Here is a 13,784-nt window from a genome sequence, read left to right as displayed (position 1 = left end):
TCTGAGCATCGCCGAACGATAACCGCCTGTCTAAAAGCCGCGCGGCCCCGCGATCTCTGGCTACCGTCGGGTTCAAAGCTTTATCGATTGAAGGCGGAATTCCCATGAGGCGCCGGCATGAAGATCAGCGATTGGCTCGACAAAGAACTCGCAGGCCGTCAGGTCTGGTTGTTGTTTCTTCTCGCGACGCTGCTGTATGCCCTGCCGCTGATCCTCGCGGATTACCCCTATATCGATGACAACTGGCGTTCCCTCGCTGCCGGTGCGGCGTGGACGGAGGAGGGCCGCCTGTTCGCGCAATGGTTCTATTACCTGCTGACCTTCAGCGGTGCCGCGCCCAATATTTTTCCGTTGCCCCTGTTGATTGCCACCCTGGCCATGAGCGCCGCCCTGACGCGCCTGACGTTCCATTATTTCCCCGAACCGACGTTCGGCCATTGCCTGGTGTTGCTGCCACTTTGGTACAACCCGTTTTTCCTGCAAAACCTGTCGTACCAATACGACGGCCCGACCATGGCGCTGAGCGTGGTGGCGGTGATCTACGCGATTACCTTCCGCAGCCTCTCGCGCGTCCAGCAACTCACGGTTCCGGCACTGTTGATCGCATTGGCCATCGGCCTTTATCAGGTCAGCATCAATGTGTTTCTCGGGCTCTGTTGCCTGGAGCTGCTGCGGGGCGCCAACGATCGATTATCGTGGCCCGCGTGGTGCCGATTGCTCGGCTGGAAAGTCGCGCAGTTGGTGCTGGCAGGCTTGATCTATTACGCCACGGCGTTTGCCTGCATGAGTCAAACCCGCACCTCGATGTTGAACGGTGCGGCCGCGCCGCTGCTGCAAGTTGAAATCAATGCCGGCCGGGTCCTGGAAAAAATCGTGCTGCTGTTTCATGGCGGGTTTGCCTGGGTATTCGGCGCGCTGTTGTTGTGCGCCATCGCCGGTGGTGTGTGCGTGGGGCGGGGTGTGCTGGCGCGATGGGACACCGGCCTGCACAAAGCGGTGATCGGTATTGCGTGTCTGTTGATGCTGCCGGTTTTGATGTTGCTCGTTCCCGGCATCTCGTTGTTTTTCCGCGACTTCAATGAAGGCGCCCGAACCTTGATGGGCTTTGGCGTTGTGCTGGTTTTACTGTTCTACCTGAGTCATCGGGTGCTGGCGTCATTGCATGGAAAGCTGCCCTTGCTGTTGTTAATCCCGCTGTTGGCGACGCTCTCGTTGTCCTTCGCTTATGGCCGCGTACTGACCTTGCAAAAGACCTTCTCGACCAACGCGCTGTATGCCTTGAGTGCCGACATCGCCTCCCGCCCCGCATTGCGCAACGCCAAGCGCATTTACCTGTCGGTCAGTTATTCGGATCACTGGCTGGTGGCCGCCGCCGGGTCATTCAAGCAACTGCCGGTATTGCACTACCTGTTGAACATCGACTTCTACATGCTCGCGGAAAACCTGCCGAAAACAGGCATCACCAACGTGGTCAGGGAAAAGGAACGGCGTAACGCCACGTGGGTGGGGTACCAGGGTTATCCACCGCTGGTGGACAGCCTGTTCTATCGCATTTATCTGCTGGGGGATTACGGATTCATCGTCATGAAGGAGCCGCCTCGGGTGACCACGCTGCAGTGGTAATCGACCGTTGGTCTGGAAGGCTGCGCTACCTGTTAGTTCTGACAGTAGACGCACATCTTGCGCTGGCTTTAGGTTGACGCCTGAAACAGCAAACAGCCAGGGAACGGACATGAAAGCCTTATGGAAAGAGTTTTCCACCTACGCGGTGGTTGGCGTGGCCAATACACTGATTCATTGGCAGCTCTTTTATATTCTGAACACAGCCGCCGGAATAAGTCAGGCGGCCAGTAACCTTTCGGCATTTTGTGTGGCAGCTACGTTTTCCTTCTATGTTCATGCGCTGTACACGTTTGAAGCCGGGACGTCGGTACTTCGTTATCTGCTGTATGTCTTCTTTATGGGCGTCATGAGTTTCGTTGTTGGACATTACGCCGATGTCTGGAAGGTCCATGGGCTGTTGACCGTCGGCTCGTTTTCGGTCTTGAGTCTGATCTGCGGAATCATCTTTTCGAGATTGGTCTTGTTGCACGAGCGCGAGGCGTGAAAATTTCGCGCTGTACTGGGGAGGTGGCGGCGCTGTCTGTGGTGGTGGCGATCGCGTTATTCGTGAGATTTCACGCCATCACCACGCCGAGTGTCTGGTACGACGAAGCCTACAGCCTGCTGCTAGCCGAGCGTTCGCCTGCGGAAATCTGGTCCACCACGGCGCGGGATGTTCATCCTCCGCTCTACTATGTGTTGCTGCATTACTGGATGTTGGTGTTCGGCAATGGTGTGTTGTCAGCGCGATCGCTGAGTGCCCTGGCCGATGTCGGCACCTTGTTGCTCAGCATCAAACTGATGAGCCTGATAGCGACGCGCAGGGCGACCTGGATTGCGGCTGTGTTGCTGGCATTGCTGCCGATTTCGGTTCGCTATAGCCAGGAAATCCGCATGTACACGACGCTCGGTTTTTGGCTCATGGCCGCGACCGTGGCGTTGGTGTGCTGGGTCAATGCACCGCAGCGAAAACGCTTTGCGATCCTGTATGTGCTGTTGATGACCGCGGCTTTCTATACGCATTACTTCGCCGGGCTGTGTGTCTTGGTGCATTGGCTTTTCTGGTGGCGAGCGCGAGGGGTATCTGATCGGGCATGGGTATTGGCCAACGGTTTGATTGTCTTGCTGTTCCTGCCGTGGCTGCCTCATTTCCTTGAGCATCTGCTACGAAGGTGCGGGTTCGAATGGATACCACCGCTTACGTGGCACACCGTTTTGACGGTCGTCTGGCCGTTCATGGTGATGAGTAACGTGGTAGCGGAAGAGTCAGGATGGCGCGTGCTGCCGACACTGTTGATCCTTGTGTGCGCAGCATCGGTGTTGTTGAACGATCAGAGTGACCGTCGTTACAGGGGGCTTCTGGTCGGGTATTTTTTTGTACCGGCTATTACGCTTTTTTTGATCGCTCTGTTAGCACCTGCGTTTGTCCCCAGATACCTTTTATTCGCAGCCCTCGGGTTACCGCTTATTGTTGCTGTTGCTCTAAGTTTCTGGTTACCGCAAAAGCGTGTTCTTGCTATGGGCGTTTTGACCGTGTTTTTAACCGGAGAAGTGCTGGGGCTTTTCAAGTACTACCAAGATGGCAATGGCATGGATATTAAAATGGATAGGGTGGCGGCCATGATTAACCGTAGTTGGCGACCGGGTGACGAGATCATGATCGACAGTTTGTCCTGGTACTTGCCGTTTACGTACTACAACACCACAGGCACGCAACCGAGGATTTACACCCCTTCAAATAAACCGGTGCTCTGGGGCTATCCTGATCAGGGTGGCTGGGCGCTTCTGCCCCGACGTTCGAATCACATCATCTTCGAGGACTTTACGGTGTGGGCACCCACGACCAAACGAGTCTGGTGGATAACAGATAAAACTCCAGCGAAAGATGAAAGGGTACTCGCGCAATACTGGAACCAAACAATGATGATTGATGGAGGTGACGTAGAAGCTCGACTGTTTACACGCGCTGCAACGCCAACCTCTCGCGAGGCTGACGCGCGACCATTCCTCACGCAGCAACCACCTCATTAGGCTCAAAACTGTCCGCCCGCGCCATCTGCCACATCCGCGAGTAAAACTCGCCGTTCACTTCACCGGTGAGTAACTCCCCGGGTTTCAGGAACACATGCAGCTGCGAGAACAACTTGATCTCGGTCGCCGACATGCGTCGTACCAGATGCTTGGCCGACAACTGCGAAGGGTGATCGAGACCCGCCGCCGCCAACATTTCAGCCAGGGCTTTGAGCGTGTTGCGGTGGAAGTTGAACACCCGCTGGGCCTTGTCCGGGACCACCAGTGCGCGCTGGCGCAAGGTGTCCTGGGTGGCGACGCCGGTCGGGCATTTGTTGGTGTGGCAGCTCTGCGACTGGATGCAGCCGATGGCGAACATGAAACCGCGTGCCGAGTTGGCCCAGTCGGCACCGATGGCCAGGACGCTGGCGATGTCGAAAGCGCTGACGATCTTGCCGCTGGCACCGAGTTTGATTTTGTCCCGCAGGTTCAGGCCGACCAGTGTGTTGTGCACGAACAACAGACCTTCGCGCATCGGTACGCCGATGTGGTCGGTGAATTCCACCGGCGCGGCGCCGGTGCCGCCTTCCTTGCCGTCGACGACGATGAAATCCGGGAGGATGCCGGTTTCCAGCATGGCTTTGGCGATGCCCATGAATTCCCACGGGTGACCGAGGCAGAACTTGAAGCCCACCGGTTTGCCGCCGGACAGTTCTCGCAGTTGCTGGATGAAGTGCATCAGTTCGATCGGCGTGGAAAACGCGCTGTGCCGCGACGGCGAGATGCAGTCTTCGCCCATCAGGATGCCGCGGGTTTCGGCGATTTCCTTGGTGACTTTGTGCTTGGGCAGAATCCCGCCGTGGCCGGGCTTGGCGCCCTGGCTCATCTTGATTTCGATCATGCGCACTTGCGGGGTTTGCGCCTGGGCCGCGAAGCGTTCCGGGTCGAAGCGCCCGTCAGCGGTGCGGCAACCGAAGTAGCCGCTGCCGAGTTCCCAGGTCAGGTCGCCGCCGTTTTCCCGGTGATAAGCACTGATGCTGCCTTCGCCGGTGTCATGGGCAAAATTGCCGAGCTTGGCGCCCTGGTTCAACGCACGAATCGCGTTGGCGCTGAGCGAGCCGAAACTCATGGCCGAGATGTTGAACACCGAGGCCGAGTACGGTTGCGTGCACTGCGGGCCGCCGACGATCACCCGAAAACTGCTCGGGTCGCTCAACGGCGCCGGGCGCATCGAGTGGCCGATGAACTCGAAGCCTGATTGATACACATCGATCAGCGTGCCGAAGGGCTTGTCGGCGCTTTCGTTCTTGGCGCGCGAATAGACCAGCGAGCGCTGGGCTCGGGAGAAGGGCAGGGCATCGCTGTCGGATTCGAGCAGGTACTGGCGGATTTCCGGACGAATGCCCTCCACCAGGTAACGAATGTTGCCGAGGATCGGGTAGTTGCGGCGCACCGCGTGGGGGCTTTGCAGCAGATCGAACAGGCCGATCAGGCTGAGCACACCGGTGACGGCGGTGATCGGCCAGAGCCAGTCGTATTCGAGAAAAGGCAGACTGGCGAGGGTGAAGATCACGCAAGCGGCAAAGAAGGCGTAGCGGCTCAGGAGTGACAGGCTCATACGGTTTCCTTGGGGTCGGACTCGGTTGTGGCCACAGAGATCTCTGTAGGAGAGCGGTGTATCAGGCATTCTGTGCCTGCAGAAAAATCGAAAACAGCTCGGACTGGGATTTGATCCCCAGCTTGCTGTACATGTGTTTCTTATGGACTTTCACGGTTTCCACGGAGATTTCCAGCTTACGGGCGATTTCTTTACTGGAGCAACCGCTGAGCATCAACCGCCCGACATCCAGTTCCCGGGCGGTCAGTTGCGCGCCTTTGAGTTGCTGCACCGACGCTTCCAGCTGCACGCGCCAGTCGGGTTGCGGTGGCGACGGCGCGAGGGCCACGACTTCGTTGATTTCATAGGGCAGGCGCTGGCGCAACAGGCCCAGCACCCACGGCTGGATCAGCGACAGCAAGGCTATCTGCTGGCCACTGAAACGTTGCTTGCTGCCCAATGACAGGCACAACGTGCGGTCGCCTTCGAGCTGGCAATTGAACTGGATTTCATCAGCGACCACATTCAGACGAAAGTAGCGCTGGTAATACTCGGTCAGCTCAAAGTGCTCCGGTGCCACTTCCGACAGGCGATAGAGGCCGGTGCGCGACTGCTCGCGACAGGCGATGTAGAACGGGTCCAACAGATACAAACCGCGCAGATAATCCTGAAACAACTGATCCGGGCTGCCGTCCTCACCCGGGCATTCGGCGAACACTTGCGGGTGCTGGTCGGCGCTGAAAAGCAGGGCCACCCAACTGTCGAAGGTCACGTACTGATCCAGCAGACGCACCAGTTGCGTCCAGAAATTGGGCTTGTCCAGGGCGTCGATCAGTTGACCGACCGAGCGGTGCCAAGCGATGTCGTCCAGCGAAAGTGTCATGCCTCTACCCCTATCGGGTTACCCCAGCGGCGTGATTCCCCGGCCGCTGGCTTGCTGCGCATACTGGCGCACAGAAACCGGCCGGGCAATCTTTCTGCCGCCCGGCCTCCCCAAGAACAAGGAATACCGATGAAAGTCGAACTCGCCCAGTTGGCGGGCCGTGACAACGGCACCGCGTACAACCTCGAACGCGCCCTGGTGGCGATTGCGGCCTGCGCTGCCGACACGCAACTGATCGTCTTCCCGGAAACCCACCTGATGGGCTTTCCGACCGCCGACACCGTGGCGCAAACCGCCGAACCACTGGACGGCCCGACCGTCAGCGCAGTGCTCGCCGCCGCCCGTGAGCGCAACATCGCCGTGGTGATCGGCATGGCCGAGAACGACAACGGTCGCTTCTACAACACCACGCTGCTGATCACCCCCGAAGGCATCGCGCTGAAATACCGCAAGACGCATTTGTGGGCCTCGGATCGCGGCGTGTTCGAGCCCGGCGACCGTTACGCCACCTGCGAGTGGAACGGTGTGCGGGTCGGCCTGCTGATCTGCTACGACATCGAATTCCCGGAAACCGCCCGCGCCCTTGCGCAACTGGGCGCCGAATTGCTGATCGTCACCAACGGCAACATGGACCCCTACGGCCCGACGCATCGCACCGCGATCATGGCCCGTGCCCAGGAAAACCAGGCGTTTGCGCTGATGGTCAATCGGGTGGAAGCGGGTGATGACGGGTTGGTGTTCGCTGGCGGCAGTGCGCTGGTGGATCCGCTGGGCACGCTGTTGTTCGAAGCGGGACGCCATGAGGGGCAATTCACGGTTGAGCTGGATTTCAACCGGTTGCAGGCAGCACGCAAGGACTACCGGTATCTGGATGATCAACGGCTGAAGTTGCCGGGGGAGATTGTGGAGCGGGCTTGCGGGGTTCGGGAGCTGCTGATTCCTTCGCGCTGATCCGGATTCTGTGTTGTCGGGACTGACGCCTTCGCGGGCAAGCCTGCTCCCACAGGATTTATGTCATTCACAAAATCTGTATCCACAAGGATCCCTGTGGGAGCGGGCTTGCCCGCGATGAGGCCCTGACAGACGACACACCTGTTTGTCCCTTGAACCAAAAACAACAACGTAACCCCCGAAATTTAGCGCCGAACTCGGCTCTGCCATAAATCTAATAAATTCGGAGTAGTCGCTCATGGCTCGTTTGCAACGCACCCTGTCATTGGGTTCGGTGGTGCTGTTTGGCATTGCCTACATGACGCCGATCATTGTGCTCGGCACCTTTGGCATCCTCGCTCAATCCACCGCCGGCATGGTGCCGGCCGCGTACCTCGCGGCACTGGTGGCGATGTTTTTCACCGCCATGAGCTACGGCCGAATGGCCTCGGCATTCCCCGTCGCGGGCTCGGCCTACAGCTATGTACGCAAAGCCATCAGCCCGAAGCTCGGCTTCATCGCCGGTTGGGCGGTGCTGCTCGATTACCTGTTTTTGCCGATGGCGATCTGGCTGATCGGCGCCGCCTACCTCAACTCCGCGTTCCCGGCGGTGCCGCAATGGCTGTGGGTGCTGGCGTTCATCGGCATCACCAGCGCGATCAACATCGTCGGCCTGAAGCTGGCCAACGGCATCAACGCCTTGCTGATGCTGGTGCAGGCCCTGGTGCTGATCGCCTTCGTCGTGTTGTGCATCCACTACGTCGGTGGCGATGCGAGCACGCCGTTGTGGTCGATCAAACCGTTCTTCAACGGCGACATGCAGATGCCGCTGATCATGAGCGGCGCGGCCATCGCCTGTTACTCGTTCCTGGGCTTCGACGCGGTCAGCACCCTGACCGAAGAAACCCGCGACCCGCGCCGCACCATCCCACGGGCAATCATGCTGATCACCCTGATCGGTGGGCTGATCTTCGTCAGCGTCTCCTACTTCGTACAGGTCGCACACCCGTCATTCCAGTTCGACAACGTCGACTCGGCGGCCTATGAAATCGCCCGCAACATCGGCGGCGACCTGTTCGTCTCGATCTTCCTGATCGGCCTGATCGTCGGCCAGTTCGCCTCGGGCCTGTCGGCGCAGGCCAGCGGTTCGCGCCTGCTGTTCGCCATGGGCCGCGACGGTGTGCTGCCGAAATCGTTCTTCGGCACCTTGCACGAACGCTTCGGCACCCCGGTCAACAGCATCCTGTTGTGCGCCGTCGTCGCGTTGCTGGCGCTGAAACTGGACGTCACCACCTCGACCTCGTTCATCAACTTCGGCGCATTTCTCGCCTTCAGCCTGGTTAACCTGTCGGTGATCTTTCACTACTGGATCGGCGGCGAGAAAAAAGGCCCGCGTGAACTGCTGCTGTTCCTGATATTCCCGTTCATCGGCCTGGCGGCAGACTTGTGGCTGATGGTCAGTCTCGATCACCTGGCGATTTACCTGGGCCTGAGCTGGCTGGCGATTGGCGTGGTGTACCTGGCGGTGCTGACTGGCGGTTTCCGTCGCCAGCCTCCGGAAATGGATTTCCAGGAAGCCACCTGAATTCCTGACACCGAAAAACCGTTGTAGGAGTGAGCCTGCTCGCGATAGCGGTCCGGCATTCACCATTGATGTCGACTGATACACCGCTATCGCGAGCAGGCTCACACCTACAAGGGGATCGGCGGTGAGTGCGGATATTCCCCGTGACGATGCTCAAGGGTTATGTGAACCTTGCGGCTTTTACCCAAGGCCCATTGCGATCCATGACCCTTGCATCCGCTGATTCGCCACGCATCATCCGCATCGCCGCTGCCCTGTTGATCGGTCCCGACGGCCGTACGTTGCTGGTGCGCAAGCGCGGCACCCAAGCCTTCATGCAACCGGGCGGCAAGATCGAAGCCCATGAGCAACCGGTTCACGCCCTGGCCCGCGAGCTGGAAGAAGAGCTGGGTTTGCTCATCGACCCCGCGCACGCCAGTTACCTTGGGCAATTCTCGGCACCGGCGGCCAACGAGCCGGGGTTTGTCGTACAGGCCGAGCTGTTTTTGCTGACCATCGATGCCGACGTCACCCCCGCAGCCGAGATCGAAGAAGTGATTTGGATTGACCCGGCCACCGACGGCGGTGTCAGGCTGGCACCCTTGACACGGGACCTGATCCTGCCGTTTTATCGAGCATCGCTGACCGAACCTGCCTGATCATTTCCGGACGAAGGATTGCCCATGATCCCGCTTCAAGACCTGCTGATTTTTGCCGCTGCCGCGTTGCTGATGGTGCTGACGCCGGGGCCGAACATGATCTACCTGATCTCCCGTTCGATCTGCCAGGGGCGCAAGGCGGGTGTGACGTCTTTGCTCGGCGTGGTCGCGGGGTTCTTCGTGCATTTGTTCGCGGCGGCGGCCGGTTTGACCGCGGTATTCCTGGCCGTGCCGATGGCTTATGAAGTGTTGAAGTGGGCGGGGGCGTTGTACTTGCTGTGGCTGGCCTGGCAGGCAGTCAAACCCGGTGCCCGCTCACCGTTCGAACCGCAGCAGTTGCCACCGGATTCATCGCGCAAACTGATCACTATGGGCTTTCTTACCAGCGCGTTGAACCCGAAGATTGCGGTGTTTTACCTGTCGGTGTTTCCACAGTTCATCAACCCTGAACACGGCTCGGTGTTCAGCCAAAGCATCATCCTCGGCCTGACCCAGATCAGCGTCAGTTTCTGCGTCAACCTGCTCATCGCGCTGTTCGCGGCGGGCATCGCCTCGTGGTTCGTCAGGAACCCGACCTGGCTGGCGCTGCAGCGTTATGTCATGGGGTTTGTGTTGGCGGCGCTGGCGGTGCGGCTGATGCTTGAGCAACGCAGGGCGGCTTGATCATGTGGATTGAACGGCTGGACGCCAGTCATGCGCTGGCTTACCGGGAGCTGATGCTCGAAGCCTATGACCGTCATCCGCAGGCTTTTACGTCGAGTGTGCGCGAACGCGCCGCCATGCCGCTGAGCTGGTGGGAAGGGCGCCTGACCAGCAAGCTGGATGTGGTGTTCGGGGCATTCGAGGAGGGCAAGTTGGCCGGCATCGTCGGTCTCGCCTTCGAGCCTCGGGAAAAGGCCCGGCACAAGGCGACACTGTTTGGCATGTACGTGTCCGGTACGGTTCGCCAGCGCGGGTTGGGGTCTCAACTGGTGCAGGCGGCATTGGCCGAGGCGCAGCAGCATCCGGCGCTGAAGGTGATTCAGCTGACCGTCACTGCCGGTAATGACGCGGCGTTCAACCTGTACCAGCGTTGCGGCTTTATCCAGTTCGGCCTGGAACCGTTGGCGGTGCGGGTGGGCGAGGAATACTTCGACAAAATCCACATGTGGCGGGAAATCTGAACCCACCGCAATTCCCCTGTAGGAGTGTTGTGTTATCTGACGGCGCTCACACCATCCAGTGTCGAGAACGACGTGTCCTTCGCCGTCAGCAAGAAATCACGCATGTACGGCGCATCCAGCATGTCCGCGCGTATCCCCGCATACAATGTCGCAAACAATCCTTTTTCACCCAGCCGCTTGGCCTTCACGTAACCCCGCGAGCTGTATTCATGCAGCGCCCAATGCGGCATGCCACACACGCCGCGACCGCTGGCCACCAGTTGCATCATCATCACCGTCAGTTCCGAGGTACGGACCTGCGCCGGTTCGATGTCGGCCGGTTCGAGGAAACGGGTGAAGATGTCCAGCCGATCTCGTTCCACCGGATAAGTGATCAGCGTCTCCGTGAGTAAGTCTTCCGGCACGATGTACGCCTTGCTCGCCAAGCGGTGCTGGTTGGCCACCGCCAACATGGCTTCATAGGTGAACAACGGCACGTAGGTGATCCCGGCGATGTCCAGCGGGTCAGAGGTCACCACCAGGTCCAGATCGCCACGGGCCAGCGCCGGTAGCGGTGCAAAGGAAAACCCTGACGCCAGGTCCAGTTCGACTTCCGGCCACGCATCGCGGAACTGGTCGATGGTCGGCATCAGCCACTGGAAGCAACTGTGGCATTCGATCGCCATGTGCAAACGCCCGGCGGTGCCACCGGCCAATCGCGCGATGTCACGCTCGGCGCCGCGCAGCAGCGGCAAGGTGGCGTCGGCCAGTTGCAGCAGGCGCAGGCCGGCGCTGGTGAAGCGCACCGGTTTGGTCTTGCGCACGAACAGCGGCATGCCCATGCGCTCCTCCAGTTCCTTGAACTGGTGGGACAGCGCCGATTGCGTCAGGTGCAAACGGTCGGCGGCATCGACCAGGCTGTCGGCTTCACGCAAGGCGTGCAGGGTCTTGAGGTGGCGGATTTCAAGCACCGGATGGCTCCATGAGGAAAACTTGTGATCAACACGAAAAGGTTGAGTTTGTCTCATGTTGGCTTGGCTGTCGACAATAGCGCCATCTTTTACAGGAGCAATTCACCATGGCGCTGGCCCACACCCTCGGTTTCCCACGCATCGGCGCGGACCGCGAACTGAAAAAAGCCCTCGAATCCTACTGGAAGGGCGATCTCGATCAGGACGCGCTGAACCGTGTCGGCCGGCAACTGCGCGCCACCCATTGGCAACTGCAGAAAGACGCCGGCATCGACCTGCTGCCGGTCGGCGACTTCGCCTGGTACGACCAGGTGCTGACCCATTCCCTGACCTTCGGTGTGATCCCCAAGCGTTTCGACAGCGCCAGGGATGCCAGCGGCCAGCCGACCCTCGACACCCTGTTCGCCATGGCCCGAGGTGCCAGCGCGAACTGCTGCGGCGGCGACCACGGCACCGCGCAATACGCCCAGGAACTGACCAAGTGGTTTGACACCAACTACCACTACCTGGTCCCGGAATTCAGCGCTGACCAGCAATTCAAACTCAGCTGGGAACAGTTGTTCGACGAAGTGGATGAAGCCAAGGCCCTCGGTCACAACGTCAAACCGGTCATCATTGGCCCGCTGACGTACCTGTGGCTGGGCAAGGCCAAAGGCAACGACTTCGACAAACTCGACCTGCTGGAACACCTGCTGCCGGTGTACAACGAAATCCTCGGCCGCCTTGCCGCACAAGGCGTGGAATGGGTGCAGATCGACGAACCGATCCTGACCCTCGACCTGCCGCAAGCCTGGAAAAATGCGTTCGAACGCGCTTACCACATCCTTCAATACTCACCGCTGAAAAAACTCGTGGCGACCTACTTCAGCGGTCTGGAAGACAACCTCGGGCTGGCCGTCGGCCTGCCGGTGCAAGGCTTGCACATCGACGCCGTGCGCGCCCCGGATCAACTGGGCCAGGTGCTGGATCGTCTGCCGACCTACAAGATTCTCTCGGTCGGTCTGGTCAACGGTCGCAACGTCTGGCACTGTGAACTGGAACAAGTGTTGGCGCAACTGCAACCGGCCCAGGAACGCTTTGGCGACAACCTGTGGGTCAGCAGTTCCTGTTCGTTGCTGCACAGCCCGGTGGATCTGGAGCGCGAAGACAAACTCGACCCGGAACTGAAAAGCTGGCTGGCATTTGCCGTGCAGAAGTGTGGCGAAATCGCCGTGTTACGCGACGCCCTCAACGATCCGCAATCACCCAAAGTTCACACCGCACTGGCCGAAAGCCGGGCGATTCAAGCCAGTCGCGCCGAGTCGCCGCGTATCCATAAAGCCGCCGTGCAGGCGCGCATCAACGCCATCGGCGCAGCAGACAGCCAACGCCATTCGCCGTTTGCCCAGCGCATCGAACAGCAACGCGCACGTTTGAAATTGCCGGCATTCCCGACCACCACCATCGGTTCGTTCCCGCAGACCGGTTCGATCCGTCTGGCACGTCAGGCGTTCAAGCAAGGCAAGCTGTCGGCCAACGACTACACCGACGCCATGCACAGTGAAATCCGCCACGCCGTGCAAATCCAGGAACGCCTGGGCCTCGATGTACTGGTACACGGCGAAGCCGAACGCAACGACATGGTCGAGTACTTCGCCGAGCAACTGGACGGCTACCTGTTTACCCGTTTCGGCTGGGTGCAGAGCTACGGTTCGCGCTGCGTCAAACCGGCAATCATCTACGGCGACCTCAGCCGTCCGAAGGCGATGACCGTCGACTGGATCACCTATGCGCAGGGCCTGACCGACAAGGTCATGAAAGGCATGCTCACCGGTCCCGTGACCATGCTGATGTGGTCGTTTCCCCGTGAAGACGTGTCGCGCAAAATCCAGGCGCAGCAGTTGGCGCTGGCCCTGCGTGATGAAGTGGTGGACCTGGAAAACGCCGGCATCAAGATCGTGCAGATCGATGAAGCCGCGTTCCGCGAAGGCTTGCCGCTGCGTCGGGCGCAGTGGCAGGAATACCTCGATTGGGCGGTGCAAGCGTTCCGCTTGAGCGCGTCCGGCGTGCGGGATGAAACCCAGATCCATACCCACATGTGCTACAGCGAATTTAACGACGTGATCAAGGCCATCGCCGACATGGATGCTGACGTGATCACCATCGAAACCTCGCGTTCGGACATGGAGTTGCTGGAAGCGTTCGAAGCCTTCGACTACCCGAACGACATCGGCCCGGGCGTCTACGACATCCACTCGCCACGGGTGCCGGACACCGCCGAGATGGTCAAGTTGATGAGCAAAGCCGTGAAGCGGATTCCGGCCGAGCGCCTGTGGGTGAACCCCGATTGCGGATTGAAAACCCGAGCGTGGCCGGAGACCGAAGCCGCGTTGGTGAATATGGTGGCGGCGGCGCGACAATTGCGCAGCCAGTTGGCATAAAAATCC

12 protein-coding genes are annotated in these 13,784 nt (G+C 59.7%); 9 read left to right on the top strand and 3 right to left on the bottom strand.

Going from position 1 to position 13,784, the window contains the following annotated elements:
* Positions 1–117 precede the first annotated feature (117 nt).
* The 3 genes from SB725_RS18940 (at position 118) to SB725_RS18930 (ending at position 3,633) form a co-directional block, all read left to right on the top strand.
* A complete protein-coding gene (locus tag SB725_RS18940) occupies positions 118–1,623 on the top strand; it encodes a glucosyltransferase domain-containing protein (RefSeq protein ID WP_059182217.1) in 1,506 nt (501 codons plus the stop codon).
* 109 nt (positions 1,624–1,732) lie between these two features.
* Positions 1,733–2,107 (top strand): GtrA family protein, encoded by a 375-nt coding sequence (locus SB725_RS18935; protein ID WP_027922798.1) that lies wholly within the window; start codon positions 1,733–1,735, stop codon positions 2,105–2,107.
* On the top strand, positions 2,104–3,633 hold the full coding sequence (locus SB725_RS18930; RefSeq protein ID WP_410922471.1) for a glycosyltransferase family 39 protein: 1,530 nt from the start codon (positions 2,104–2,106) through the stop codon (positions 3,631–3,633). The genes SB725_RS18935 and SB725_RS18930 overlap by 4 nt, the downstream gene beginning before the upstream one ends.
* Here SB725_RS18930 and SB725_RS18925 read toward each other — a convergent pair.
* Together SB725_RS18925 and SB725_RS18920 are read right to left on the bottom strand one after the other, a co-directional pair.
* The gene (locus tag SB725_RS18925; RefSeq protein WP_410922470.1) at positions 3,611–5,230 is read right to left on the bottom strand and encodes an FMN-binding glutamate synthase family protein; all 1,620 of its coding nucleotides are present in this window, start codon (positions 5,228–5,230) and stop codon (positions 3,611–3,613) included. The two genes, SB725_RS18930 and SB725_RS18925, sit on opposite strands and share 23 nt — an antisense overlap.
* Before the next feature lie 61 nt (positions 5,231–5,291).
* Positions 5,292–6,092 (bottom strand): helix-turn-helix transcriptional regulator, encoded by an 801-nt coding sequence (locus SB725_RS18920; RefSeq protein WP_027922800.1) that lies wholly within the window; start codon positions 6,090–6,092, stop codon positions 5,292–5,294.
* 129 nt (positions 6,093–6,221) lie between these two features.
* Between SB725_RS18920 and SB725_RS18915 the strand changes: the two genes are divergently transcribed.
* The 5 genes from SB725_RS18915 (at position 6,222) to SB725_RS18895 (ending at position 10,408) form a co-directional block, all read left to right on the top strand.
* Complete coding sequence (locus SB725_RS18915; RefSeq protein WP_059182219.1) at positions 6,222–7,043, top strand: carbon-nitrogen hydrolase family protein; 822 nt, start codon at positions 6,222–6,224, stop codon at positions 7,041–7,043.
* Between the two features lie 238 nt (positions 7,044–7,281).
* Complete coding sequence (locus tag SB725_RS18910; protein WP_059182220.1) at positions 7,282–8,607, top strand: APC family permease; 1,326 nt, start codon at positions 7,282–7,284, stop codon at positions 8,605–8,607.
* 203 nt (positions 8,608–8,810) lie between these two features.
* Entirely contained in the window at positions 8,811–9,245 is a 435-nt protein-coding gene (locus SB725_RS18905) for an NUDIX hydrolase (RefSeq protein ID WP_027922803.1), read from the top strand.
* A gap of 24 nt (positions 9,246–9,269) precedes the next feature.
* Positions 9,270–9,908: a LysE family translocator gene (locus SB725_RS18900; protein WP_027922804.1), complete on the top strand. Its 639-nt coding sequence runs from the start codon at positions 9,270–9,272 to the stop codon at positions 9,906–9,908.
* 2 nt (positions 9,909–9,910) lie between these two features.
* Complete coding sequence (locus tag SB725_RS18895; RefSeq protein WP_027922805.1) at positions 9,911–10,408, top strand: GNAT family N-acetyltransferase; 498 nt, start codon at positions 9,911–9,913, stop codon at positions 10,406–10,408.
* 32 nt (positions 10,409–10,440) lie between these two features.
* Here SB725_RS18895 and metR read toward each other — a convergent pair whose 3' ends face one another.
* Positions 10,441–11,358, bottom strand: coding sequence for a transcriptional regulator MetR (gene metR / locus SB725_RS18890; protein WP_007944922.1), 918 nt, complete (start codon positions 11,356–11,358; stop codon positions 10,441–10,443).
* 107 nt (positions 11,359–11,465) lie between these two features.
* Between metR and metE the strand changes: the two genes are divergently transcribed.
* Complete coding sequence (gene metE, locus SB725_RS18885; RefSeq protein ID WP_410922469.1) at positions 11,466–13,778, top strand: 5-methyltetrahydropteroyltriglutamate--homocysteine S-methyltransferase; 2,313 nt, start codon at positions 11,466–11,468, stop codon at positions 13,776–13,778.
* Positions 13,779–13,784 lie beyond the last annotated feature (6 nt).

The organism is Pseudomonas sp. SIMBA_041, from assembly GCF_046535095.1.
Lineage (GTDB): Bacteria > Pseudomonadota > Gammaproteobacteria > Pseudomonadales > Pseudomonadaceae > Aquipseudomonas > Aquipseudomonas mucoides.
This window is presented reverse-complemented; position numbering and strand designations above follow the sequence as displayed.

Excerpts from the sequence above, each read along its gene's own strand:
- SB725_RS18900 (WP_027922804.1), top strand. The coding sequence starts at position 9,270 with ATGATCCCGCTTCAAGACCTGCTGATTTTTGCCGCTGCCGCGTTGCTG.
- SB725_RS18895 (WP_027922805.1), top strand. The coding sequence starts at position 9,911 with ATGTGGATTGAACGGCTGGACGCCAGTCATGCGCTGGCTTACCGGGAG.
- SB725_RS18940 (WP_059182217.1), top strand. The coding sequence starts at position 118 with ATGAAGATCAGCGATTGGCTCGACAAAGAACTCGCAGGCCGTCAGGTC.
- SB725_RS18925 (WP_410922470.1), bottom strand. The coding sequence starts at position 5,230 with ATGAGCCTGTCACTCCTGAGCCGCTACGCCTTCTTTGCCGCTTGCGTG.
- SB725_RS18920 (WP_027922800.1), bottom strand. The coding sequence starts at position 6,092 with ATGACACTTTCGCTGGACGACATCGCTTGGCACCGCTCGGTCGGTCAA.
- SB725_RS18935 (WP_027922798.1), top strand. The coding sequence starts at position 1,733 with ATGAAAGCCTTATGGAAAGAGTTTTCCACCTACGCGGTGGTTGGCGTG.
- metE (WP_410922469.1), top strand. The coding sequence starts at position 11,466 with ATGGCGCTGGCCCACACCCTCGGTTTCCCACGCATCGGCGCGGACCGC.
- SB725_RS18915 (WP_059182219.1), top strand. The coding sequence starts at position 6,222 with ATGAAAGTCGAACTCGCCCAGTTGGCGGGCCGTGACAACGGCACCGCG.
- SB725_RS18910 (WP_059182220.1), top strand. The coding sequence starts at position 7,282 with ATGGCTCGTTTGCAACGCACCCTGTCATTGGGTTCGGTGGTGCTGTTT.
- SB725_RS18905 (WP_027922803.1), top strand. The coding sequence starts at position 8,811 with ATGACCCTTGCATCCGCTGATTCGCCACGCATCATCCGCATCGCCGCT.